The organism is Stutzerimonas sp. Brlt_14 (assembly GCF_051948915.1).
Taxonomy (GTDB): Bacteria; Pseudomonadota; Gammaproteobacteria; order Pseudomonadales; family Pseudomonadaceae; genus Stutzerimonas; species Stutzerimonas stutzeri.
Genome location: NZ_JAYJLM010000002.1, coordinates 296,781 through 320,093 on the forward strand (window position 1 = coordinate 296,781; position 23,313 = coordinate 320,093).

At 61.6% G+C, this 23,313-nt stretch carries 20 protein-coding genes; 6 read left to right on the forward strand and 14 right to left on the reverse strand.

The annotated features are described in order from the left end of the window. Positions 1-4: 4 nt before the first annotated feature. On the forward strand, positions 5-727 hold the full coding sequence (lpxH, locus tag VF716_RS05280; RefSeq protein ID WP_013982746.1) for a UDP-2,3-diacylglucosamine diphosphatase: 723 nt from the start codon (positions 5-7) through the stop codon (positions 725-727). On the opposite strand, the gene VF716_RS05285 is transcribed toward lpxH, so the two are convergent. Beyond that, positions 724-1,329: a tRNA-(ms[2]io[6]A)-hydroxylase gene (locus tag VF716_RS05285; protein ID WP_011913189.1), complete on the reverse strand. Its 606-nt coding sequence runs from the start codon at positions 1,327-1,329 to the stop codon at positions 724-726. The two genes, lpxH and VF716_RS05285, sit on opposite strands and share 4 nt — an antisense overlap. 176 nt (positions 1,330-1,505) lie before the next feature. On the opposite strand from VF716_RS05285, the gene VF716_RS05290 reads away from it, so the two are divergent. Next, on the forward strand, positions 1,506-2,366 hold the full coding sequence (locus tag VF716_RS05290) for a universal stress protein (protein ID WP_011913188.1): 861 nt from the start codon (positions 1,506-1,508) through the stop codon (positions 2,364-2,366). Between the two features lie 38 nt (positions 2,367-2,404). Here the strand turns inward: VF716_RS05290 and VF716_RS05295 are convergent, their stop codons facing one another. Further along, positions 2,405-2,881, reverse strand: coding sequence for a DUF1289 domain-containing protein (locus VF716_RS05295; protein ID WP_014596654.1), 477 nt, complete (start codon positions 2,879-2,881; stop codon positions 2,405-2,407). 407 nt (positions 2,882-3,288) lie between these two features. Here VF716_RS05295 and acnB point away from each other — a divergent pair, with 407 nt between their 5' ends. Beyond that, the gene (acnB, locus tag VF716_RS05300) at positions 3,289-5,898 is read left to right on the forward strand and encodes a bifunctional aconitate hydratase 2/2-methylisocitrate dehydratase (protein ID WP_011913186.1); all 2,610 of its coding nucleotides are present in this window, start codon (positions 3,289-3,291) and stop codon (positions 5,896-5,898) included. Between the two features lie 216 nt (positions 5,899-6,114). Here the strand turns inward: acnB and VF716_RS05305 are convergent, their stop codons facing one another. The 7 genes from VF716_RS05305 to ppsA all read right to left on the reverse strand — a co-directional run bounded on the left by VF716_RS05305 (position 6,115) and on the right by ppsA (position 13,081). Further along, a complete protein-coding gene (locus VF716_RS05305; RefSeq protein WP_037004441.1) occupies positions 6,115-7,101 on the reverse strand; it encodes an OmpA family protein in 987 nt (328 codons plus the stop codon). A gap of 99 nt (positions 7,102-7,200) precedes the next feature. Next, complete coding sequence (sigX, locus tag VF716_RS05310; RefSeq protein WP_020306358.1) at positions 7,201-7,791, reverse strand: RNA polymerase sigma factor SigX; 591 nt, start codon at positions 7,789-7,791, stop codon at positions 7,201-7,203. 84 nt (positions 7,792-7,875) lie between these two features. Next, complete coding sequence (locus VF716_RS05315) at positions 7,876-8,700, reverse strand: mechanosensitive ion channel family protein (RefSeq protein WP_041755483.1); 825 nt, start codon at positions 8,698-8,700, stop codon at positions 7,876-7,878. A 2-nt stretch (positions 8,701-8,702) separates the two neighbouring features. After that, positions 8,703-8,945 (reverse strand): hypothetical protein, encoded by a 243-nt coding sequence (locus VF716_RS05320; RefSeq protein ID WP_011913182.1) that lies wholly within the window; start codon positions 8,943-8,945, stop codon positions 8,703-8,705. 56 nt (positions 8,946-9,001) lie between these two features. Then, positions 9,002-9,997, reverse strand: coding sequence for a zinc transporter ZntB (locus VF716_RS05325; protein ID WP_020306356.1), 996 nt, complete (start codon positions 9,995-9,997; stop codon positions 9,002-9,004). Positions 9,998-10,078: 81 nt separating this feature from the next. Next, entirely contained in the window at positions 10,079-10,567 is a 489-nt protein-coding gene (gene rraA / locus VF716_RS05330) for a ribonuclease E activity regulator RraA (protein WP_011913180.1), read from the reverse strand. Positions 10,568-10,711: 144 nt separating this feature from the next. Further along, positions 10,712-13,081, reverse strand: coding sequence for a phosphoenolpyruvate synthase (gene ppsA, locus VF716_RS05335; RefSeq protein ID WP_017245060.1), 2,370 nt, complete (start codon positions 13,079-13,081; stop codon positions 10,712-10,714). 154 nt (positions 13,082-13,235) lie between these two features. On the opposite strand from ppsA, the gene ppsR reads away from it, so the two are divergent. Then, positions 13,236-14,054, forward strand: coding sequence for a posphoenolpyruvate synthetase regulatory kinase/phosphorylase PpsR (gene ppsR, locus VF716_RS05340; RefSeq protein ID WP_011913178.1), 819 nt, complete (start codon positions 13,236-13,238; stop codon positions 14,052-14,054). Positions 14,055-14,160: 106 nt separating this feature from the next. On the opposite strand, the gene prpF is transcribed toward ppsR, so the two are convergent. From prpF to VF716_RS05365, 5 genes are all read right to left on the reverse strand, one after another. Beyond that, positions 14,161-15,348 (reverse strand): 2-methylaconitate cis-trans isomerase PrpF, encoded by a 1,188-nt coding sequence (gene prpF / locus VF716_RS05345; protein ID WP_151320645.1) that lies wholly within the window; start codon positions 15,346-15,348, stop codon positions 14,161-14,163. 114 nt (positions 15,349-15,462) lie between these two features. After that, entirely contained in the window at positions 15,463-18,066 is a 2,604-nt protein-coding gene (gene acnD, locus VF716_RS05350; RefSeq protein WP_213918179.1) for a Fe/S-dependent 2-methylisocitrate dehydratase AcnD, read from the reverse strand. A 76-nt stretch (positions 18,067-18,142) separates the two neighbouring features. Beyond that, positions 18,143-19,270 (reverse strand): bifunctional 2-methylcitrate synthase/citrate synthase, encoded by a 1,128-nt coding sequence (gene prpC / locus VF716_RS05355; RefSeq protein ID WP_049324419.1) that lies wholly within the window; start codon positions 19,268-19,270, stop codon positions 18,143-18,145. 95 nt (positions 19,271-19,365) lie between these two features. Then, positions 19,366-20,253 carry a methylisocitrate lyase gene (prpB, locus tag VF716_RS05360; RefSeq protein WP_283258719.1) on the reverse strand — a complete coding sequence of 296 codons (888 nt, stop codon included), beginning with the start codon at positions 20,251-20,253 and terminating at the stop codon, positions 19,366-19,368. After that, positions 20,250-20,975, reverse strand: coding sequence for a GntR family transcriptional regulator (locus VF716_RS05365; RefSeq protein ID WP_108241758.1), 726 nt, complete (start codon positions 20,973-20,975; stop codon positions 20,250-20,252). The genes prpB and VF716_RS05365 overlap by 4 nt, the downstream gene beginning before the upstream one ends. 266 nt (positions 20,976-21,241) lie before the next feature. Here VF716_RS05365 and rloA point away from each other — a divergent pair, with 266 nt between their 5' ends. Beyond that, entirely contained in the window at positions 21,242-21,778 is a 537-nt protein-coding gene (gene rloA, locus VF716_RS05370) for a retropepsin-like aspartic peptidase RloA (RefSeq protein WP_014596645.1), read from the forward strand. 5 nt (positions 21,779-21,783) lie between these two features. Further along, on the forward strand, positions 21,784-23,310 hold the full coding sequence (gene rloB / locus VF716_RS05375) for an osmotic stress tolerance membrane protein RloB (RefSeq protein ID WP_095460084.1): 1,527 nt from the start codon (positions 21,784-21,786) through the stop codon (positions 23,308-23,310). Positions 23,311-23,313: the final 3 nt, after the last annotated feature.

Genomic DNA, 23,313 nt, shown 5'->3' on the forward strand with positions numbered 1-23,313 from the left:
GCGAGTGATCCTGCTGATCTCAGATCTGCATCTGGAAGAGGAACGCCCGGATATCACCCGGGCGTTCCTGCATTTTCTCGCGACGCGCGCTACCCAGGCCGAAGCCCTGTACATTCTCGGTGACTTCTTCGAGGTCTGGATTGGCGACGACGCCATGACGCCGTTCCAGGAGTCGATTGCCCGCGCCCTGCATGCGCTGAGCGAGCGCGGCGTCAGAATCTATCTGATGCACGGCAACCGCGACTTCATGATCGGCCAGACCTTCTGCTACAAGGCCGGCTGCAAGCTGCTGGCTGATCCGAGCGTGGTCCAGCTCTGCGGCGAGCCGGTACTGCTGATGCACGGCGACAGCCTGTGCACCCGCGATGAGGGCTACATGCGGCTACGCCGGTTGCTGCGCAACCCCCTCAGCCTGTTCGTTCTGCGCAACCTCCCACTCGCCACTCGCCGGAAACTGGCCCGTAAGCTACGCAACGAAAGCCGTACCCAGACGCGCATGAAAGCCAGCGACATCATCGACGTCACCCCGGAGCTGATACCCGGCGTGCTGGCCGAGCATCGCGTGCGCACGCTGATCCACGGCCATACCCATCGACCGGCGACACATGACCTCGAGGTAGATGGCCAACCCGCCAAGCGGATCGTGCTGGGCGACTGGGATCGACAGGGGTGGGCATTGCAGGTGGATGAAAACGGCTACCACCAGGCGCCATTCGCCCTGAGCTAGGCTGCCGCCGGCACGCCGCTGTGAAACCGGAACTCGCTGTCCGGGCTTTCGATCAGTTCCCTTTCCCGCTCGCGCACCCGAACGATGGTGGCGTCCACATCGGCGGCGTCGCCATACAGATAAGCCAGCCTGAGGTAATCCTGGAAGTGCCGCGCTTCCGACTTGAGCAGCCCGTGATAGAACTTGCCCAGCTCCTCGTCCAAGTGCGGCACGAGCATGGCGAAGCGCTCACAGGAGCGCGCCTCGATAAAGGCGCCGATCACCAGCGTGTCGGTTAACCGATAGGGTTCGTGGTTGCGCACGAGCTCGCGCAATCCTGCGGCATAGCGAGACGAGCCAACATTGCGCAACTCGATCTCGCGGCGACGGATGATCGCCAGCACCTGCTCGAAATGACGCAGCTCCTCCCGCGCCAGACGCGACATCTTGTTCTGCAGGTCGGGTTTGTCGACATAGCGGAACATCAACTGAAACGCCGACCCCGCCGCCTTTTTCTCGCAGTTGCCGTGGTCGATCAGCATCACGTCCTGGTTCTGCAAGGCAGCCTCCACCCAGGCAGCGGGAGTGGCGCAGGCGAGGAAGTCGTTCAGATCAGGCAGCATGTCGAACCTTGCATATTCAGGAACAAAATAGTGTCTCGCCGCGTGGTACCGCGCCGCAACGGGCGGGCATTATACGAATGCCGCGCGGGGCAGCCAGTCTTCCTTGATATGCATCACAACTGGCGTCGCAGGCTTGTCTATAGTTGACCAACCCGCATCAGGAAATGGAGCCGATCATGCAAGCCATTCGCTGCATCCTCGTGGTAATTGATCCGAACCAGCCACAAGAGCTGGCCTTGAAACGAGCACGCCTGATCTCGACCGTCAGCCAGTCGCGCCTGCACCTGCTGGCCTGCGATGCCAAGCACGATCACAGCGGGCATCTAGCGAATCTGCGTGCGCAGCTGGAAAGCGAGGGGCATCAGGTCACCACACAACAGGCATGGCACGAAAGTCTGCACCAAACCATCATCGCTGCCCAGCAGGCCGAGGGCTGTGGTCTGGTCGTCAAGCAACACGTGCCGGACAACCCGCTCAAGCGCGCCCTGCTTACGCCGGAAGACTGGAAGCTGCTGCGCTACTGCCCCTGCCCGGTGCTAATGGTGAAAACCGACAACCCATGGACCGGTGGCAACATCCTCGCTGCGGTGGATGTGGGCAATGCCGATCTCGAGCACCGTACGCTCCACGCCACCATCGTCAACCACGGCTACGAGATCGCCAACCTGGCTGACGGCAAGCTGCACGTGATCAGCGCGCACCCTTCCGCCATGCTGTCGGCGGCCGACCCGGCGTTCCAGTTGAAGGAAACCATCGAGGCGCGTTATCGCGAGGCCTGCAAGCGCTTCCAGGAGGAGTTCGATATTCCGGACGCACAGCTGCACGTCGAGGAGGGTCCGGCCGATGCGCTGATCCCCAGGGTCTGTCATCAGCTCAAGGCCGTCGTCACGGTCATCGGCACAGTGGCACGCACGGGCTTCTCCGGCGCGCTGATGGGCAATACCGCCGAAGTGGTGCTGGATACGCTGGAAAGCGATGTGCTGGTACTCAAGCCGGACGATGTCATCGACCACCTCGAGGATCTGGTCCGCCATTGATACCGTAGAAACGAAAGCCCTGCAGCGGGCTTTCGTTCTCAGATGCGCAGATCCACGCCTTCACTCAGGAAGCGCGGCGCGATGTAACGCTCGTAGTGGGCTTCGGACAGCAGAAAGAATTCCCGGTCGACCGCGTCGCGCAGCTCCGGTAGCGGCCACTCGCGAAATTCCGGAAGCAGGACGACGCCATAGGCCTCGAGCTGCTGAATGACTCGAGCGCCGCGAGCTATCAATTGATATGCCCAGCAATAGGGCGATTGCTCCGGGACGAAACGGATCTGTCGGGCCTCCAACTGCTGGCGAAGCAACTGCGGGTCGAACACCTCGAGTTTGGCCGCCATGACCTGCGCCAATAGGGTTTCCAGCCGCCGCCATACCGCACGCTTTTCCATGTCGTCATAGGCGTTCCAGTTCACCACCTCGTGGTGAAAGCGCTTGCAGCCGCGGCATACGACGTCACCGTAGACAGTCGAGCAGAGACCTATGCATGGGGTTTTGATGCGCTGGCTGGACATGGCAGAACAGGTTTGATGGCCGGCCGCGCATCTTAGACTTTTGTCCAACCGGGGTCACCCGGCTTTGCATGCGGATCGGCCGAATCCCTCCGCGAGCCCTGTGATTGGCGGCCCCGAGCTTGTCCGGAGAAGCGCGCCAGACACGACTCGCACCCCAGCGGCCAGCCGCGCTCGACTTAACTTCGTGAGCCATTTCCGCTAGACTCAGCCCGCCGTTTTTGGCGCCATAGTCCGCACGAAGCTGTTTTCAAAGCGTCACGAGCACAGTTTGACCCGGCAACGTGCCGGATGCGCAGAGCTGCCTGTTCCCTGCTCATCCGGCCTCGTCCGCCAGCGTAAAACTTTGAAAACAGCTTCCGGATGCGCGTCCCGAAACACCCAAGGGACCAATGATGAGGGTAAAAACTGTGCTTGAAGCCTATCGCAAACACGTAGAAGAGCGTGCCGCCCAGGGCGTTGTGCCCCAGCCGCTGAACGCCGAACAGACCGCCGGCCTGATCGAACTGCTGAAGAACCCGCCGGCCGGCGAAGAAGAATTCCTCGTTGATCTGATCACCAACCGCGTCCCTGCTGGCGTCGACGAGGCTGCCTACGTCAAGGCCGGCTTCCTGTCCGCCCTGGCCAAGGGCGAAACCTCCTCTCCGCTGCTGAGCAAGCAGCGTGCCGTCGAACTGCTGGGCACCATGCAGGGCGGCTACAACATCGCCACCCTGGTCGAGCTGCTGGACAGCGCGGAATTGGGCGCAGTCGCCGCCGAGCAACTGAAGCACACCCTGCTGATGTTCGACGCCTTCCATGACGTCGCCGAGAAGGCCAAGGCCGGCAACCAGCACGCCAAGGCCGTCATGCAGTCCTGGGCCGAAGGCGAGTGGTTCACCAACCGCCCGGCGGTTGCCGAAAAGATCACCCTGTCCGTCTTCAAGGTCACTGGCGAAACCAACACCGACGACCTGTCGCCGGCTCCGGATGCCTGGTCGCGCCCGGATATCCCGCTGCACGCTCTGGCCATGCTGAAAATGGCTCGCGACGGCATCAACCCGGACGTACCCGGCTCCGTCGGTCCGATCAAGCAGATGGAAGAGCTGAAAGCCAAGGGCTTCCCGGTTGCCTACGTCGGTGACGTGGTCGGCACCGGTTCTTCGCGCAAGTCCGCCACCAACTCGGTGCTGTGGTTCTTCGGCGACGACATCCCCTTCGTTCCGAACAAGCGCGCTGGTGGCTTCTGCTTCGGCACCAAGATCGCCCCGATCTTCTACAACACCATGGAAGACGCCGGCGCCCTGCCGATCGAGTTCGACTGCACCAACCTGGCCATGGGCGACGTGATCGACGTCTATCCCTACGCTGGCAAGGTCTGCAAGCACGGTACCGATGAAGTCATCACCACCTTCGAGCTGAAGACCGAAGTCCTGCTGGACGAAGTCCGTGCCGGCGGCCGCATTCCGCTGATCATTGGCCGCGGCCTCACCGAGAAAGCGCGTGCCGAGCTGGGCCTGGCGCCGTCCACCCTGTTCAAGAAGCCGGAAGCTCCGGCGGACAGCGGCAAAGGCTTCACCCTGGCACAGAAGATGGTCGGTCGCGCCTGCGGTCTGCCGGAAGGCCAGGGCGTGCGCCCGGGCACCTACTGCGAGCCGAAGATGACTACCGTGGGCTCCCAGGACACCACTGGCCCGATGACCCGCGACGAGCTGAAGGACCTGGCTTGCCTGGGCTTCTCCGCTGACCTGGTCATGCAGTCGTTCTGCCACACCGCGGCCTATCCGAAGCCGATCGACGTCAACACCCACCACACCCTGCCGGACTTCATCATGACCCGCGGCGGTGTGTCCCTGCGTCCAGGCGACGGCATCATCCACAGCTGGCTGAACCGCATGCTGCTGCCGGACACCGTCGGCACTGGCGGCGACTCGCACACCCGCTTCCCGATCGGTATCTCCTTCCCGGCGGGTTCTGGCCTAGTCGCCTTCGCCGCCGCCACTGGCGTCATGCCGCTGGACATGCCGGAGTCGGTACTGGTGCGCTTCAAGGGTCAGATGCAGCCTGGCATCACCCTGCGCGACCTGGTTCATGCGATTCCCTACTACGCCATTCAGCAAGGCCTGCTGACCGTCGAGAAGAAAGGCAAGAAGAACATCTTCTCCGGCCGCATCCTCGAGATCGAAGGTCTGAACCAGCTGACCGTCGAGCAGGCGTTCGAGCTGTCCGACGCCTCCGCCGAGCGTTCGGCTGCCGGTTGCACCATCAAGCTGCCGGAAGAGTCGATCGCCGAGTACCTGAAGTCGAACATCACCATGCTGCGCTGGATGATCAGCGAAGGCTACGGCGATGCCCGCACTCTGGAGCGTCGCGCTCGCGCGATGGAAGCCTGGCTGGCCAACCCGCAGCTGCTGGAAGCCGACAAGGACGCCGAATACGCGGCCGTGATCGAGATCGACCTGTCCGAAGTGAAAGAGCCCGTGCTTTGCGCACCGAACGACCCGGACGATGCCCGCCTGCTGTCCACCGTTGCCGGCGAGAAGATCGACGAAGTCTTCATCGGTTCCTGCATGACCAACATCGGTCACTTCCGCGCTGCCGGTAAGCTACTGGACAAGGTCAAGGGCGGCATCCCGACCCGTCTGTGGCTGGCTCCGCCGACCAAGATGGACGCTCACCAGCTGACCGAGGAAGGCTACTACGGCATCTACGGCAAGGCCGGTGCGCGCATGGAAATGCCGGGCTGCTCGCTGTGCATGGGTAACCAGGCGCGCGTACAGACCGGTTCGACCGTGGTCTCCACTTCGACCCGTAACTTCCCGAACCGTCTGGGCGACGCAACCAACGTCTACCTGGCATCGGCCGAGCTGGCTGCAGTCGCATCCATCATCGGCAAGCTGCCGACTGTCGCGGAGTACATGGAATACGCGAAGAACATCGACAGCATGGCTGCCGACATCTATCGCTACCTGTCCTTCGACCAGATCGCCGAGTTCCGTGACGCTGCGGAGAAGGCCAAGATCAAGGTCGTCGAAGTCTGATGACTGCGTAAGGCAATAAAAAACCCCGCTCCGGCGGGGTTTTTTATGCTCAATGAATTCATCGAAATCCGATTGACGCTGATCCCGGCGCAGTCGTTGTGCGCCGCCTAACCCATCGGGGAATCACTAGCGCCACCGCTGTGGCGACGTTTGCTGCAGGCAAAGAAAAGCCCGGACTATGCCGGGCTTTTCGAGCTTGAAGGCTTCAGTTCAGCATTACTGAACCTGGGCTTCTACCTCGGCCTCTACACGACGGTTGATCTGACGACCTTCCTCGGTGGAGTTGTCAGCGACCGGGCGGGACTCGCCGTAGCCAACGGAGTTCACACGATTACCCTGGACACCGTACTCGTTGACCAGAACGTTGCGCACAGCTTCGGCGCGACGCTCGGACAGACGCTGGTTGTACTGGTCGGTACCAACGGAGTCGGTGTGACCTTCAACCACGGTGGTGGTCTGCGGGTACTGCTGCATGAAGTCAGCGAGGTTCTTGATGTCGCTGTAGCTCTCTTCACGAACACGCGACTTGTCGAAGTCGAACTTGACGTCCAGCTCAACGCGCACGACCTCCGGAGCTGGCTCCGGCTCGTTGTCGACGATCGGAGCAGGAGCCGGCTCTGGAGTCGGCTCGACCGCTGCAACCTGACGTGCACCGCCGCCAAAGTTCAGACCGACGCCAACGCCAGCCATCCACTCGCCTTCGTCTGCATCGATGTTGTACATGCCGTCGACGCTGGCTTTAGCGAAGAAGTTTTCGGTGAAGTAGTACTTCAGACCGGTACCAACATTGGCAAAAGTGCTGCGATCGCGGCCGCCACGGTCGGCCTGACCGATGCTCTGGTGAGCAACACCAGCGGAGACGTATGGACGCAGGCCTACGCCTGGATTACCGAAATGGTAAGCAGCGTCGAGGGAAGTCAGGCTGCCCTTGATCTTCTTGTGGCTACCGTCCTGAACCCGATCCTCGGACGTGATGTCGTGGTATTCGCCATAGGAAAGACCCAGAGAAACATCGTCGGTAAGGAAGTAACTAACGCCAGCGCCGTAGAGCTCGCCGTTCTTGATGTCACGCGAGCTGTCGGTGAAGTAGTGCTTGCCGAACGCTTCCACTTCGACAGCGCCCTGGCCCTGTGCCAGTGCATTGACGGAAGTGGCGGCAACCATCGAACCGATCACGACGCCTAAGGTATTTTTAAGTTTCATCCGTAAATCCCCATCTGGTGGTTGGAATCAGAACAATCTAAGGAAACCGGCTGTCTGTATGCCCAAGCTGTTCGCTTGACATGAGACAAATTTCCTCGACTAAGTTTCATTGTTTTCGGAAAATTTTTCTCGAAGCTTATCGAGAGCACGCTTGTAACGCATCTTCGTCGCACTGAGACCCATGTGCATGATATCGGCAATTTCCTGAAACTCTAGTTCAGCAACAAAACGCAACACCAATATCTCCCGATCGATCGGATTCACATGCACGAGCCACCGGTCGAGACCGGTCTTCTCTTCGATCTTTGGCGCCTTTTCGTCTGAGGCTTCCTCGAGCGGATCCAGGCTCAGCGCATCGAGCAGGCGTCGCTTGCGGCGCTCTTTGCGATATTGGGTAATGCACTCATTATAAGTGATGCTATATAGCCAGGTCTTGAACTTGGACTTGCCTTCAAAGTTCTTCAGGCCATATAGAACCTTGAGCATTACTTCCTGACAGACATCGTCGGCGTCTCGCTCGTTTCCCAAATAGCGGGCACATACATTGAACAGTGTGCGCTGATATCGGCGCATGAGTTCTTCGTAGGCCCGCGTAATATGAAACAGCTCGACATGCGCATGCTGCACCAGCTCTTCATCGGTGAGCTGGCGAGGGTCGTAGCGCGATATGGACGATGGGGTTTTAGTCAAGACGCTTCGAGCCGGCAATCAAAGTCACGGCCGCCATTCATGGAAACCGGAAAAAAGGCGACGTACTTTACCAGAATCGGATGGCTAGCGGCTGCCGACGCGCTGCTCGAGCAGCACTTTGTTGGCAACCGAAGCCAGCTCGCCGTCATCGGTCAGCAGCAATGTCTTGACCGTCCCGATCTCCTCGATCTGCCCTTCGATGTCTGCCAGGCGCACCCGCTGGCCCACTTCGTACAGCTCGCGAACATATATACCTGCGAGGATCTGGCCGACCAGTTCGCGGCTACCGAGACCGAACGCCAGCGCCACCGCAAGGCCAAAGGTGATCAGCACGATGGCGATGACGTAATTGAGCAGTTCGGTCTTGACCTCGAGCTGCCCGATGGCCACCGAAATACTGATGATGATCACCAGCCCCTGCGCCATCCGGGCCAGGCCGTTGGCGTAGTCCAGCCCGACCCCTTCCGCGGCACCCCGCACCAGCCCGCTGAGCAGTTGTGCGAGCAACACCCCCGCCAGCAGGATCAATGCCGCGCCGAATACCTTGGGCACGTAGAGAGTCAGCATGTCGAGCGTCGCGGACACGCGTTCCAGCCCCAGCGATTCGGCAGCCGAGACCAGGAAGATCAGCAGCACGAACCAGTAGACGACCTTGCCGATCAGCGCCGAAACCGGGATGCGGATACCTGCCCGGCCCAGCAGCTTGGTGAGTCCCGTACCGGCCATCAGCCGATCGAGGCCGATCTTGGCGAGCACCTTGGAGAGCAGCGTATCGAGCAGCTTGGCAACCACGAAGCCGAGCAGTACCACGACCAGGGCGCCGAACAGGCGAGGAATGAAGGCCGCGATGGACGCCCAGAGCGAGCTCATCGCCGACAGCAGACTTTGGGTCCAGGGATCGAATTCCATGATCAATCAGCCTTATCGAACGAAGGGTTGGATGTTTCTCGGCGTGAAACCGGGGACAGGTGCCGCGAGCCGCTGTTGAACGCCATCATCAGCGCCGGCAGCCACTGGCCCATCAGGGCGAACAGATCTCCGGCACCGACCTGGCGGTTGGCCGTTTTGAGAACGCGCCCCAGACAAGCATCATCATCATGCCCCGATGGCTTGTTGAGGAGGTCTCGCAGGGATTCTTCGAAGGGATCGCGCATGCAAACCTCGCAAAAGTATGTCGCCTAGACGGCCTACGACCGGGTGGGAGTCACATTCATAGCCAACGCAAACGGCGAAGCATCCACCACTGCAGCAAGGCGATACTGCCGATCAGTACGCAGGCTACGGCGAACCCGTACGGGAAGTCGGCACCTGGGATACCCCCGACGTTGATTCCGAGCAACCCGGTGAGAAAGCTGAGCGGCAGAAAAAAGCCCGTAATGATAGCAAGCAGATACATGGTCCGGTTCATCCGCTCGCTCAGCCTGCGGTGTTCAGACTCCAGCACGAGATTGATCCGCTCCCGGACCATTTCGAGCTCTTCGAGGTAACGGGTCAGGCGGTTGCTGAGCTCGTTCCAATACTCGGTATCGTCATCGACGAACCAGCTCAGTCCGTTGCGCGTCAGCTGCCCGTAGAGCTCCCGCTGGGGCAGCAGGAACCGGCGCAGGCCAGCCGCCTGCCGACGCAAGGAGAGCATCGAATCGTGCTCGGGGGTGTAGCGCTCGTTCGCCTCAAGCGCTTCTTCTTCCTTATCGATCCGCTCGGAAAGCTGCATGACGAGGTCATCGACGCGGTCGGTCATCGCCTCGGCGAGATAGATCAGCAGCTCAGACGCGGTCTTCGGCCCTCTTCCCTCCGACAGCAGCTGTATGACCACTTCCGTAGATCGCAATGGCCGCAGCCGAAGGGAAATGACGCGTTGCCGATCGGCGAACACCCGCACGGACACCATGTCTTCCGGTTCCGCATCGGGGTTCAGATTGACGCCGCGCAGGAAAAGCAGCAGCTCCTCCTGAGGCAAGGCCAGCATGCGGGGCCGCGTGTTCTCTTCCAGCAGCACATCGCAGGCAAACGCACTGAGTCCGCTCTGCCTGCGCAACCATTGCTGCGCCTGGGGTTGGCTGCGATCCCAGTGCAACCAGAGGCTTTCATGCGCCTGCAGTTGCAAGGTCGGCAGGGCCTGATAGCCGATCTGTCGGGCACCGCCGCTGCCATCCAGAACAAACGCGTGGATCAGACCGTTTTGCTCGCTATGAGATTCCCGCATCGATGTACCGTCGTCACTCATGAAAAGCCCGGCGAAGCCGGGCTCGGAACAGATGACGGGCATGCCCGCCAGTGCAGCGGATTACTGGGGCATCGACAGCGGCTCTGGCGACACAATGATGCCGTTGTTATCGGCATACACGTACTCGCCCGGACGGAACGTCACGCCGCAAAAGGTCACCGGGACGTTGAGATCGCCAATTCCACGCTTGTCGGTCTTCATCGGGTGGCTGGCCAGGGCCTGTACGCCCAGCTCGGTCTGAGCGAGCACGTCGACGTCACGTACGCAGCCGTAAATGATCAGACCTTCCCAACCGTTGCGTGCCGCTTTCTCGGCAAGCATGTCGCCCAGCAGCGCACGGCGCAGCGAGCCACCACCGTCGACGACCATCACCTTGCCGGTACCATCGACGTCAACCTGGTCCTTGACCAGCGAGTTGTCCTCGAAGCACTTGATGGTCACGATCTCCCCGCCGAAGGAATCGCGACCGCCGAAATTGCTGAACAGCGGTTCGACGACCTGCACCAGGTCAGGATAGGCGTCGCACAGATCAGGCGTGACGTATTGCATGGAAAGCTCCTTCTGCTAGGAATAACGACCTTAGAACCATCTGGCGCGACATATTAGCCGCAAGCGGCCAATGGCGGAACGGACAGGGATTTTCGGCGCAAATGAAAACGGGGCTGACGCCCCGTTTTCGATCTACCGCAACGGTCAGATCTGGCGATCAGCCAGGAAGAACCAGGTGTCCAGCACGGAATCCGGGTTCAGCGACACGCTCTCGATGCCCTGCTCCATCAGCCACTTGGCCAGATCCGGATGATCCGACGGGCCCTGACCGCAGATACCGATGTACTTGCCAGCCTTGTTGCACGCCTGGATGGCATTGGCGAGCAGCTTCTTCACCGCCGGATTACGCTCGTCGAACAGGTGGGCAATGATGCCGGAGTCGCGATCCAGGCCCAGAGTCAGCTGAGTCATGTCGTTGGAACCGATGGAGAAACCATCGAAGAACTCGAGGAACTCGTCAGCCAGCAGAGCGTTGGACGGCAGCTCGCACATCATGATGACCCGCAGGCCATTCTCGCCACGCTTGAGCCCGTACTTCGCCAGCAGATCGACAACCTGGGATGCTTCGCCCAGTGTGCGCACGAACGGCACCATCAGCTCGACGTTGGTCAGCCCCATGACGTCGCGGACCTTCTTCATCGCGCGGCATTCAAGCTCGAAGCAGTCGCGGAACGAGTCGCTGATATAGCGCGAGGCTCCGCGGAAGCCCAGCATCGGGTTCTCTTCTTCCGGCTCGTACAGCTTGCCGCCGATCAGGTTGGCGTACTCGTTGGACTTGAAGTCCGACAGGCGCACGATGACCTTCTTGGGCCAGAACGCCGCTGCCAGGGTGCTGACGCCCTCGACCAGTTTCTCGACATAGAAGTTGACCGGGTCGTCGTAACCAGCGATGCGCTTCTCGACGCTGCTCTTCACGTCGGCCGGCAGGCCTTCGAAATTCAGCAGCGCCTTGGGGTGCACGCCGATCATGCGGTTGATGATGAACTCGAGGCGGGCCAGGCCGACGCCTTCGTTCGGCAGGTGGGCGAAGTCGAAGGCGCGATCCGGGTTGCCGACGTTCATCATGATCTTGAACGGCAGCTCCGGCATGGCGTCGATGGAGTTCTGGCGAATGTCGAAGCCCAGTTCGCCATCGAAGATCAGGCCGGTATCGCCTTCCGCACAGGAGACAGTAACGCGCTGGCCATCCTTGAGGACTTCGGTGGCATTGCCGCAGCCAACTACTGCCGGAATACCCAGCTCACGGGCGATGATCGCTGCGTGACAGGTACGCCCGCCGCGGTTGGTGACGATGGCGCTGGCGCGCTTCATCACCGGTTCCCAATCCGGATCGGTCATGTCGGAGACCAGCACGTCGCCCGGCTGGACCTTGTCCATCTCGCTCACGTCGTGGATGACCTTGACCGGGCCTGCGCCGATGCGCTGGCCGATGGCACGACCCTCGACCAGTACGGTGCCCTTCTCCTTCAGCAGGTAACGCTCCATCACGTTGGCGCTGCTGCGGCTCTTCACGGTTTCCGGACGGGCCTGGACGATGTACAGCTTGCCGTCGTCACCGTCCTTGGCCCATTCGATGTCCATCGGGCGGCCGTAGTGCTTCTCGATGATCATCGCCTGCTTGGCGAGGTTGGTGACCTCTTCATCGGTCAGGCAGAAGCGCGCACGGTCGGCCGCATCGACGTCGACAGTCTTGACCGACTTGCCGGCCTTGGCTTCGTCGCCATAGACCATTTTGATCGCCTTGCTGCCCAGGTTGCGGCGCAGGATAGCCGGGCGACCGGCTTCCAGCGTCTGCTTGTGAACGTAGAACTCGTCCGGGTTGACCGCGCCCTGCACGACGGTTTCGCCAAGGCCGTAGGCGCCGGTGATAAAGACCACATCACGGAAGCCCGATTCGGTGTCGAGGGTGAACATGACACCGGCGGTGCCGGTTTCCGAGCGGACCATGCGCTGCACACCGGCAGACAGGGCGACCAGCTTGTGATCGAAACCCTGGTGCACGCGGTAGGCAATGGCACGGTCGTTGAACAGCGAGGCGAACACTTCCTTGGCCGCGCGGATCACGTTGTCCACGCCACGGATGTTGAGGAAGGTTTCCTGCTGGCCGGCGAAGGACGCATCCGGCAGGTCTTCGGCGGTGGCCGAGGAGCGGACCGCGACGGCCATGTTGTCGTTGCCGCCGGACATTTCGGCGAAGGCCGTGCGAATGTCGGCGTCGAGCTGCGGCGGGAACTCGGCGTCCATGACCCACTGGCGGATTTGCGCGCCGGCCTTGGCCAGGGCGTTGACGTCATCCACGTCGAGGGCATCGAGCAGAGCGTGGATCTGATCGTTCAGACCGCTGAGTTCGAGGAAGTCGCGATAGGCCTGAGCCGTCGTGGCGAAACCGCCCGGTACGGAAACGCCGGCACCGGCGAGGTTGCTGATCATCTCGCCCAGGGAGGCGTTCTTGCCCCCTACACGCTCAACGTCATGATTGCCGAGCTTATCGAGGGAAACTACGTACTCTACCAAGGTGATCTCTCCACATTAGTGTTGGAAACTCAACCGGAGCCGGGCCGCACGACTGTGGCCCGACCCTGCAAAATAAGTAACAATGCCCGCCAACCGGGCTCGGCGAAGGGCCTACTATAGCTGGGAACCGTTCTCGACTTAAGGCCCAAGGCACATGAAACGAACTGCTTTCTTCATTTCGGACGGCACAGGCATCACCGCGGAAACCCTGGGCCAGAGTCTTCTGGCACAGTTCGAGAACATCACTTTCACGAAACTGACGCGCCCGTACATCGACACCGCGGAAAAAGCGCGGGCCATGGTACAGCAAATCAATAATGCCGCGGAAAAGGACGGTGGCCGGCCGATCATCTTCGACACGCTGGTTAACCAGGAAATCCGTGACATTCTGGCCGAATCCAATGGCTTCATGATCGATATCTTCTCTTCGTTCCTTGCTCCGTTGGAACATGAGCTGATGTCACGTTCCTCCTATTCCGTGGGCAAATCCCACTCGATCAGCCACAACACCAACTACATGGAGCGTATCGAGGCAGTCAATTTCGCCCTCGACAACGACGATGGTGCGCGCACCCGCTACTACGACAAGGCGGACCTGATCCTGGTTGGCGTTTCCCGCTGCGGCAAGACGCCAACCTGCCTGTACATGGCGATGCAGTACGGCATCCGCGCCGCCAACTACCCGCTCACCGAGGACGACATGGAGCGCCTGCAGCTGCCCAGTGCCCTCAAGGAGTACAAGGACAAGCTGTTCGGTCTCACCATCGACCCGGACCGCCTGGCTGCCATCCGCAACGAACGCAAGCCCAACAGCCGCTACGCCAGTTTCGCCCAATGCGAATTCGAAGTGCGCGAAGTGGAAAACCTGTTCCGCCGCGAGAACATCAACTTCATCAACTCCACGCATTTTTCGGTCGAGGAAATCTCGGCCAAGATCCTGGTGGAGAAAGGCGTCGAGCGTCGACTCAAATAACCGCCGCTTCGCTAGACAACAAAAAGTCCGCTTGGTGCGGACTTTTTGCGTTCAAGGCGCAAGAAAAATCTGCGCAGGACCCACTCGACCTGGTCGTGTACCAGCCTTAGAAGGCATCACCGGGGACCCGCACCCAGCCTTCCATCAGCACCCGCGCGCTGCGGCTCATGATGGCTTTGGTCACGGTCCACTGGCCGTCTATCTGCTTCGCCTCGGCACCGACGCGCAACGTGCCGGACGGATGCCCGAAGCGCACGGCCTGACGCTCACCACCACCCGCGGCGAGATTGACCAGCGTACCGGGCACCGCCGCCGCCGTGCCGATGGCCACCGCACAGGTACCCATCATGGCGTGGTGCAGCTTGCCCATGGACAGTGCGCGGACGAGCAGATCGACCTCGCCCGCCTCGATGTTCTTGCCGGACGACGCACGATAGCTTTTAGGCCGGGAAACGAACGCAACCTTCGGCGTGTGCTGGCGGGTCAACGCCTCCTCCGCGGTCTTGATCAAGCCCATCCGCAGCGCTCCGGCTACGCGAATCGACTCCAGACGAGCCAGCGCCTCCGGATTGCCGTTGATGTCCTCACGCAACTCCGTGCCCTGATAGCCGATGTCCTCGGCATTGACGAATACTGTCGGGATGCCCGCACTGATCATGGTCGCCTTGAGCGTGCCGATACCGGGCACCTCCAGGTCGTCGACCAGGCTGCCGGTAGGAAACATCGAGCCGCCCTCCTCGCCATCATCGGACGGATCGAGGAATTCCAGCACGATTTCCGCAGCCGGAAAGGTCACACCGTCCAGCTCGAAGTCGCCGGTTTCCTGTACCTGCCCGTTGGCTACCGGCACATGGGCAATGATGGTCTTGCCGATATTGGCCTGCCAGATCCGCACTACGCAGGTGCCGTTGTCCGGGATACGCGAGGCGTCCACCAGCCCTGCGTGCAGCGCGAAGGCACCGGCGCCGGTAGAGAGGTTGCCGCAGTTACCGCTCCAGTCGACGAAGGGCTTGTCGATCGACACCTGGCCATAGAGGTACTCGACGTCGTGATCGGGGCGACTGCTCTTCGACAGAATGACGCATTTGCTGGTGCTCGATGTGGCGCCGCCCATGCCATCGATGTGCGCCGAGTACGGGTCAGGGCTGCCGATCACGCGCATGAACAGCTTGTCGCGCGCAGCACCCGGCACCTGGCAGCTCTGCGGGAGATCCTGCAGACGGAAGAACACGCCCTTGCTGGTGCCGCCACGCATGTAGGTGGCAGGAATCCTGATCTGGGGAAAATGAGCCATGGGAATCTGGTCCTCATGAAGCTGCGCCACCGGACGGTCGCGCAGGAATGAAATGTCGCCGCTGCGCACACGCTCTGCGAACGAACCACAGAGCATGTGCGGAACTGGCGTGCCTCAGGCCTGGCCGAGGAAATCCTTGGCGAAGCGCTGCAGTACGCCACCGGCCTGGTAGACGCTGACCTCGGCCGCGGTGTCGAGGCGGCACGTGACCGGCACGCGGGTCTCTTCCCCATTCTTGCGATGCACGACCAAGGTCAGATCGCAACGCGGCGACAGTTCGCCTTCGATGTCGTAGGTTTCGGTGCCGTCAAGGCCGAGGGTCAGGCGGGTGGTGCCCGGCTTGAACTCGACCGGCAGCACGCCCATACCCACCAGGTTGGTACGGTGGATGCGCTCGAAGCCTTCGGCGACGATCACTTCCACGCCGGCCAGACGCACGCCCTTGGCCGCCCAGTCACGCGAGCTGCCCTGGCCATAGTCGGCACCGGCGACGATGATCAGGTTCTGCTTGCGATTCATGTAGGTTTCGATGGCTTCCCACATGCGCATGACCTGGCCTTCCGGCTCGACACGGGCCAGCGAGCCCTTCTGCACCTTGCCATCGACCACGGCCATTTCGTTGACCAGCTGCGGGTTGGCGAAGGTGGCGCGCTGTGCGGTCAAGTGATCGCCGCGATGGGTTGCGTAGGAATTGAAGTCCTCCTCCGGCAGGCCCATTTTGGCCAGGTACTCGCCCGCCGCCGAATCCGGCAGGATGGCATTGGATGGCGACAGGTGATCGGTGGTGATGTTGTCCGGCAGGATCGCCAGCGGGCGCATGCCCTTGAGGGTACGCTCGCCAGCCAGCGCGCCTTCCCAGTACGGCGGCCGGCGAATGTAGGTAGACATCGGGCGCCAGTCGTACAACGGACTCTTGGCCTCCTCGATGCTGCCCAGGTCGAACATCGGGATGTAGACCTGCTTGAACTGCTCCGGCTTGACCGAGGCGGCGACGATGGCGTCGATCTCCTCGTCGGATGGCCAGAGGTCCTTCAGAGTGACCGGATGGCCGTTCTTGTCGGTGCCCAGCACGTCCTGTTCGATGTCGAAGCGCACGGTGCCGGCGATGGCGTAGGCCACCACCAACGGCGGCGAGGCCAGGAAGGCCTGCTTGGCGTAAGGGTGGATGCGTCCGTCAAAGTTGCGGTTGCCGGACAGCACTGCAGTGGCATACAGGTCACGGTCGATGATTTCCTGCTGGATCTTCGGGTCCAGCGCACCGGACATGCCGTTACAGGTCGTGCATGCATAGGCGACGATGCCGAAGCCAAGCTTCTCCAGTTCCGGCAGCAGGCCCGCCTCTTCCAGGTACAGCTTGGCCACCTTCGAGCCTGGGGCGAAAGACGTCTTCACCCAGGGCTTGCGTACCAGCCCCAGTTCGTTGGCCTTTTTGGCCAGCAGGCCCGCCGCGACCACGTTGCGCGGGTTGGAGGTATTGGTGCAGCTGGTGATGGCGGCGATGATCACCGCGCCATCCGGCAACAGGCCTTCGGCCTCCTCGGCACGTGCGGCGGCCAGCTTGGCCTCGTCGGCGATGCCACGCTCGTGCAGTGCCGACGTCGGCAGACGCTTGTGCGGGTTGCTCGGGCCGGCCATGTTGCGCACCACGCTGGACAGGTCGAATTCGAGCACGCGCTCGTACTCGGCGCCTTCCAGAGCTGTCGCCCACAGGCCGGTTTCCTTGGCGTACTGCTCGACCAGGGCAACCTGCTCCGGTTCGCGGCCGGTCAGTTTGAGGTACTCGATGGTCTGCTGGTCGATGTAGAACATCGCCGCGGTGGCGCCGTACTCCGGGCACATGTTGGAAATGGTGGCGCGGTCACCGATGGACAGACTGTCGGCGCCCTCGCCGAAGAACTCCACCCAGGCTCCGACGACACGTTCCTTGCGCAGGAACTCGGTCAGCGCGAGAACGATATCGGTGGCGGTGATGCCTGGCTGACGCTTGCCGGTGAGCTTGACCCCGACGATGTCGGGCAGGCGCATCATCGAAGGCAGGCCGAGCATCACGGTCTCTGCCTCCAGGCCGCCGACGCCGATGGCGATGACGCCCAGTGCATCGACGTGCGGCGTGTGTGAATCGGTGCCCACGCAGGTGTCCGGGAAGGCTACGCCGCCGCGGGCCTGGATCACCGGGGACATCTTCTCCAGGTTGATCTGGTGCATGATGCCGTTGCCGGCGGGGATCACGTCGACGTTCTTGAACGCCGTCTTGGTCCACTCGATGAAGTGGAAACGATCCTCGTTGCGGCGCTCCTCGACGGCACGGTTCTTCTCGAAGGCGTCCTGATCGAAGCCGGCGTACTCGACGGCCAGCGAATGGTCGACGATCAGTTGGGTCGGCACCACCGGGTTGACCTTGGCCGGGTCGCCGCCCTGCTCCGCGATCGCGTCACGCAGGCCGGCGAGATCGACCAGCGCGGTCTGGCCGAGGATGTCATGGCAGACCACGCGCGCCGGATACCAGGGAAAGTCCAGATCGCGCTTGCGCTCAATGATCTGCTTGAGCGAATCGGTCAGCGCTGCCGGTTCGCAGCGGCGCACCAGCTGCTCGGCCAGCACGCGGGAGGTATAGGGCAGCTTGTCATAGGCGCCCGGCTGAATGGCTTCAATCGCCTCGCGGGTGTCGAAGTAGTCAAGCCCGGTGCCTGGCAGCGGTTTGCGGTGTTCTGTATTCATGCCGGAAGAACTCAATCCAGTAATGTTCCGAGGGGCAAGGCCTGGAGGAACCCGCACGGCGGGCTCCCCATCCCGATCAGCGCTGAGCGATCGGTACTACCTTGCGCTGTTCCGGACCGATGTACTCGGCACTCGGCCGAATGATCCGGTTGTTGCTGCGTTGTTCGAACACATGGGATGCCCAGCCGGTGACACGCGAGCAGACGAAGATCGGTGTGAACAGCTTGGTGGGGATGCCCATGAAGTGATACGCGGATGCGTGGTAGAAGTCGGCGTTGGGGAAGAGCTTCTTCTGCTCCCACATGGTTTCGTCGACGGCCACCGAGACCGGGTAGAGCACGGTATCGCCCACTTCATCAGCGAGCTTCTTGGCCCAGACCTTGATCACCTCGTTGCGCGGGTCGGAGACGCTGTAGATCGCGTGACCGAAGCCCATGATCTTGTCCTTGCGCTCGAGCATGCCGAGGATGGCTTCGCGGGCTTCTTCCGGACTCTTCCACTGCTCGATCATGTCCATCGCCGCTTCGTTGGCGCCGCCATGCAGCGGGCCGCGCAGCGAACCGATGGCACCGGTCACGCAGGAATAGAGGTCGGACAGCGTCGAAGCGCAGACACGGGCGGTGAAGGTCGAGGCGTTGAACTCGTGCTCGGCGTAGAGGATCAGCGAGACGTTCATCACCTTGACGTGCAGGTCGCTCGGCTTCTTGCCGTGCAGCAGCGCGAGGAAATGACCACCCAGGGTGTCTTCGTCGCTGGTGCAGTCGATGCGCACACCGTCATGGGTGAAGCGGTACCAGTAACACATGATGGCCGGGAAGGCCGCCATCAGGCGCTCGGCCACGTCGCGCTGCTGATCGAAGCTGAGTTCGGGCTCAAGGGTGCCGAGCACTGACGAACCGGTGCGCATCACATCCATCGGATGCGCGCTGGCCGGGATGCGCTCGAGCACTTCCTTCAGCGGCTGCGGCAGGTCGCGCATGGTCTTCAGGCGCTTCTTGTAGTCGGCCAGTTGCGCAGCGGTGGGCAGCTCGCCGTAGAACAGCAGATAGGCCACTTCTTCGAAGTCGCACTCAGCCGCCAGGTCGCGTACGTCATAGCCACGGTAGGTCAGCCCGGCGCCGGTCTTGCCGACGGTGCACAGGGCGGTCTGCCCGGCGATCTGTCCGCGCAGACCCGCACCGCTCAATACTTTTGCTTCAGCCATTGCTATCTCCTTATTGGATTTGTTCTGGATACCGCAAATCACGTTGAAAAATGGATCGCAAAGCGCCCGCTGGCAAATTGGTCGGGCGCTACTCGTCAGCTCTTCTTCTGGGCGAACAGCGCGTCGAGGTGCTGTTCGAACGCGTGGTAGTTGATGCGATCGTAGAGCTCCATGCGGGTCTGCATGGTGTCGATCACGTTCGCCTGGGTGCCGTCACGGCGCAGCGCGGTGTAAACGTTCTCGGCAGCCTTGTTCATGGCGCGGAACGCCGACAGCGGATAGAGCACCAGGGAAACGTCGACGCTGGCCAGCTCCTCGGTGGTGTACAGCGGCGTGGCGCCGAACTCGGTGATGTTGGCCAGGATCGGCGCCTTCACGCGGTCGGCGAAAGTCTTGTACATGGCCAGCTCGGTGATCGCCTCCGGGAAGATCATGTCAGCACCGGCCTCGATGCACGCTGCAGCACGATCCAGCGCGGAGTTCAGACCTTCCACCGCCAGCGCATCGGTACGCGCCATGATCACGAAACTGTCGTCGGTGCGCGCGTCCACCGCCGCCTTGATGCGATCGACCATTTCCTGCTGGGAAACGATTTCCTTGTTTGGACGATGGCCGCAACGCTTGGCGCCGACCTGGTCCTCGATATGGATCGCGGCAGCGCCGAACTTGATCATCGACTTCACGGTGCGGGCCACGTTGAACGCCGAGGAGCCGAAGCCGGTGTCGACATCCACCAGCAGCGGCAGGTCGCAGACGTCGGTGATGCGACGGACGTCGGTCAGCACATCGTCGAGCCCGGTGATTCCCAGGTCAGGCAGACCCAGCGAACCGGCGGCGACACCACCGCCGGACAGGTAGATCGCCTTGAAGCCGGCGCGCTTGGCCAGCAGCGCATGATTGGCGTTGATCGCACCGACCACCTGCAGGGGATGTTCGCTGGCGACCGCGTCGCGAAAACGCTGACCGGGGGTTGGGAGTGTCATGCCTCACCTCTTGGTTGTGGTGTTTGCTCAAGAGCACCTTTGAAATGGCGCTCGACATTGCGCTTGGAAGCGGCGATATGGCGGCGCATCAGCAGCTCCGCCAGTTCGCCATCGCGCTCGGCGATGGCGTCCAGGATTCGGTGGTGTTCGGCGAAGGCCTGATGCGGCCGATTCGGCGTGGTGGAGAACTGGATGCGGTACATGCGCACCAGCTGGTAGAGCTCGTCGCACAGCAGCTTGGCCAGCGTGCGGTTGCCGCTGCCCTGGATGATCCGGTAGTGGAAGTCGAAGTCGCCTTCCTGCTGGTAGTAACCGACGCCAGCCTGAAACGCCTCATCGCGTTCGTGAGTGCTGAGCACCCGACGCAGTTCATCGATTTCCGCCTCGCTCATGCGTTCGGCGGCCAGGCGACAGGCCATGCCTTCCAGGGACTCACGGATTTCGTAGAGTTCGATCAGCTCGGCATGGCTCAGCGAAACCACGCGCGCGCCCACATGGGGAACGCGGACAAGCAGTTTCTGGCCCTCCAGCCGGTGGATAGCCTCGCGCAGCGGCCCGCGGCTGATGCCGTAGGTACGCGCCAGTTCGGGCTCGGAGATCTTGCTGCCCGGCGCAATCTCACCCTTGACGATCGCAGCCTGGATCAGACGGAACACGTTCTCGGCAAGTGTGCCGCTATCAAGCTGCTGTACTGATGGGGGTGGCTCAACGGTATCCAGCATGATTGTCGACAATCCGAAAGACAGTACGGCGAAATTACGCCTGCATAACCTAACAGTCAACTGACGCAGTCCGCCGATTGTCGACACCTTTACTAAAGTCGTACGCTCGGCATGGTCTGTATCATGGGGTGTCAAAGCGCTGGTGGCCGTTGTAGCGCCAAGAAATCAGCATGCTAGAATGCCAGCCTTTCGCGTCCAGGCCGCTCGCCGGACCTTTCGGCGCAGGCCAGCCGGCCATTCTTCCCTTCCCTTAGATTTCAGGTTCCATGAGAGTTAAAGCCCACCTTCTGCTGCTCTGCGTACTGATCCTGCCCGCCATCGGCGTGGCTGCCGAAAAGGCGATCTACGGTCTGAACGAACACGTCGGCATTCCCGACTTCAATCTGGAAGTGGAAGCGAAACTCGACACCGGCGCGCAGACGGCATCGCTCAGCGCGCGCGACATCACTCGCTTCAAGCGCAAGGGCGAATCCTGGGTGCGCTTCTACCTGGCCGTCGACAGCGCCCATGCGCACCCCATCGAACGCCCCCTGGCGCGGATCAGCAAGATCAAACGTCGCGCCGGCGACTTCGATCCGGAAGAGGAAAAGACCTATACCGCACGACCGGTCATCGAGCTCGATCTGTGCATGGGCAAGGTCAAACGCACCATCGAAGTGAACCTCACCGACCGTACGGCTTTCCAATACCCACTTTTGATCGGTTCCGATGCGCTCACCCGCTTCGGTGCCCTGGTGGACCCAAGTCGCACCTTTATTGCCGGCAAGCCCGGTTGCCTCAACGAATCTGACGCTGACGAGTAATACCCATGCGCGCTCTCACTCTGCATCTGAAAGTCCTGATCTTCCTGCTCGTCGCACTGGGAATTTCGATTACTGCCTACCAGATCTTCATCCTCGGCATTCCGGTTACCGAAGACGAAACCGATGACCTGTGGAATATCGACGCCAAGGTCGAGTTCCAGGCCAATCCGCGCGAGCCAGTGAAGCTGCAGATGTACGTGCCGCCACTGAATCAGGAGTTCGTCAGCCTCAACGAGAGCTTCATCTCCAACAACTACGGTGTCAGCGTCAACCGCGTCGATGGCAACCGCCGCGTCACCTGGTCCGCGCGTCGCGCCAGCGGCAACCAGACACTCTATTACCGCCTGGTGCTGACCAAGCGCTACAGCGGCGAGCAGAGCAAGCCCACCGGCCCGATCTTCCGCGACAGCATCCCGGTCGAAGGCCCGGAGAAGATTGCCGCCGAGGCCCTGCTCTCTCCCATTCGCCAGCATTCGGCCGACGTCGAGACCTTCATCAGCGAAGCGATCAAGCGCGTCAACAATCCCAACGATGACAATGTCAAGTTGCTGCTCGGGGGCGATACCTCCATCCCGAACAAGGCACGCGTCATCGAGCTGCTGCTGTCCATCGCCCACGTGCCGATGGAGCGTGTGCATACCATCCGCCTGAATGCCGATCAGCCGCAAACGCCCGAACTCTGGCTGCGCAGCTTCAATGGCGACAAGTGGCTGTTCTTCAACCCCGGCACTGGCGAACAGGGCCTGCCGGGTGACCGGCTGGTCTGGTGGACCGGTGACGAGCCGCTGATCAACCTGGAAGGTGGCCGCAACCCGCAGGTGACCTTTACCCTGAACAACAGCGAGATGAACGCCATCCGCCTCGCCAAGCTGACAGACGAGAACACCGAGGCCGGATTCCTGGAGTATTCGCTGTACGGCCTGCCCCTGAAGACTCAGCAGACCTACCAGATCATGATCATGATACCGATCGGCGTGCTGGTGATCCTGATCCTGCGTAACCTCGGCGGCCTGCAGACCCTCGGCACCTTCACCCCGGTGCTGATCGCCCTGGCGTTCCGCGAAACCCAGATCGGTTTCGGCATCATCCTGTTCACCCTGATCACCGCGCTCGGCCTGTCGCTGCGCTCGTACCTGGAACATCTGAAACTCCAGATGCTGCCGCGCCTGTCGGTCGTGCTGACCTTCGTCGTTGTGCTGATTGCAGTGATCAGCCTGCTCAGCCACAAGCTCGGCCTCGAGCGCGGGTTGTCGGTATCGCTGTTCCCGATGGTGATCCTGACCATGACCATCGAACGCCTGTCCATCACCTGGGAAGAGCGCGGCGGCGGCCATGCCTTCAAGGTCGCGGTCGGCACGCTGATCGCCGCAAGCCTGGCCTTCATGCTGATGAACATCCGGGAGCTGACTTACTTCATCTTCACCTTCCCGGCCGTGCTGCTGATCATGGTGGGCTTCATGCTGGCGATGGGTCGCTACCGCGGCTACCGCCTGACCGAGCTGTTCCGCTTCAAAGCCTTTCTGAAGGATTGAGCC

Coding starts and splice junctions, on each gene's coding strand:
- VF716_RS05285 (WP_011913189.1), bottom strand. CDS start 1,329: ATGCTGCCTGATCTGAACGACTTCCTCGCCTGCGCCACTCCCGCTGCC.
- VF716_RS05290 (WP_011913188.1), top strand. CDS start 1,506: ATGCAAGCCATTCGCTGCATCCTCGTGGTAATTGATCCGAACCAGCCA.
- VF716_RS05295 (WP_014596654.1), bottom strand. CDS start 2,881: ATGTCCAGCCAGCGCATCAAAACCCCATGCATAGGTCTCTGCTCGACT.
- VF716_RS05305 (WP_037004441.1), bottom strand. CDS start 7,101: ATGAAACTTAAAAATACCTTAGGCGTCGTGATCGGTTCGATGGTTGCC.
- VF716_RS05315 (WP_041755483.1), bottom strand. CDS start 8,700: ATGGAATTCGATCCCTGGACCCAAAGTCTGCTGTCGGCGATGAGCTCG.
- VF716_RS05320 (WP_011913182.1), bottom strand. CDS start 8,945: ATGCGCGATCCCTTCGAAGAATCCCTGCGAGACCTCCTCAACAAGCCA.
- VF716_RS05325 (WP_020306356.1), bottom strand. CDS start 9,997: ATGCGGGAATCTCATAGCGAGCAAAACGGTCTGATCCACGCGTTTGTT.
- rraA (WP_011913180.1), bottom strand. CDS start 10,567: ATGCAATACGTCACGCCTGATCTGTGCGACGCCTATCCTGACCTGGTG.
- ppsR (WP_011913178.1), top strand. CDS start 13,236: ATGAAACGAACTGCTTTCTTCATTTCGGACGGCACAGGCATCACCGCG.
- prpF (WP_151320645.1), bottom strand. CDS start 15,348: ATGGCTCATTTTCCCCAGATCAGGATTCCTGCCACCTACATGCGTGGC.
- acnD (WP_213918179.1), bottom strand. CDS start 18,066: ATGAATACAGAACACCGCAAACCGCTGCCAGGCACCGGGCTTGACTAC.
- prpC (WP_049324419.1), bottom strand. CDS start 19,270: ATGGCTGAAGCAAAAGTATTGAGCGGTGCGGGTCTGCGCGGACAGATC.
- prpB (WP_283258719.1), bottom strand. CDS start 20,253: ATGACACTCCCAACCCCCGGTCAGCGTTTTCGCGACGCGGTCGCCAGC.
- VF716_RS05365 (WP_108241758.1), bottom strand. CDS start 20,975: ATGCTGGATACCGTTGAGCCACCCCCATCAGTACAGCAGCTTGATAGC.
- rloA (WP_014596645.1), top strand. CDS start 21,242: ATGAGAGTTAAAGCCCACCTTCTGCTGCTCTGCGTACTGATCCTGCCC.
- rloB (WP_095460084.1), top strand. CDS start 21,784: ATGCGCGCTCTCACTCTGCATCTGAAAGTCCTGATCTTCCTGCTCGTC.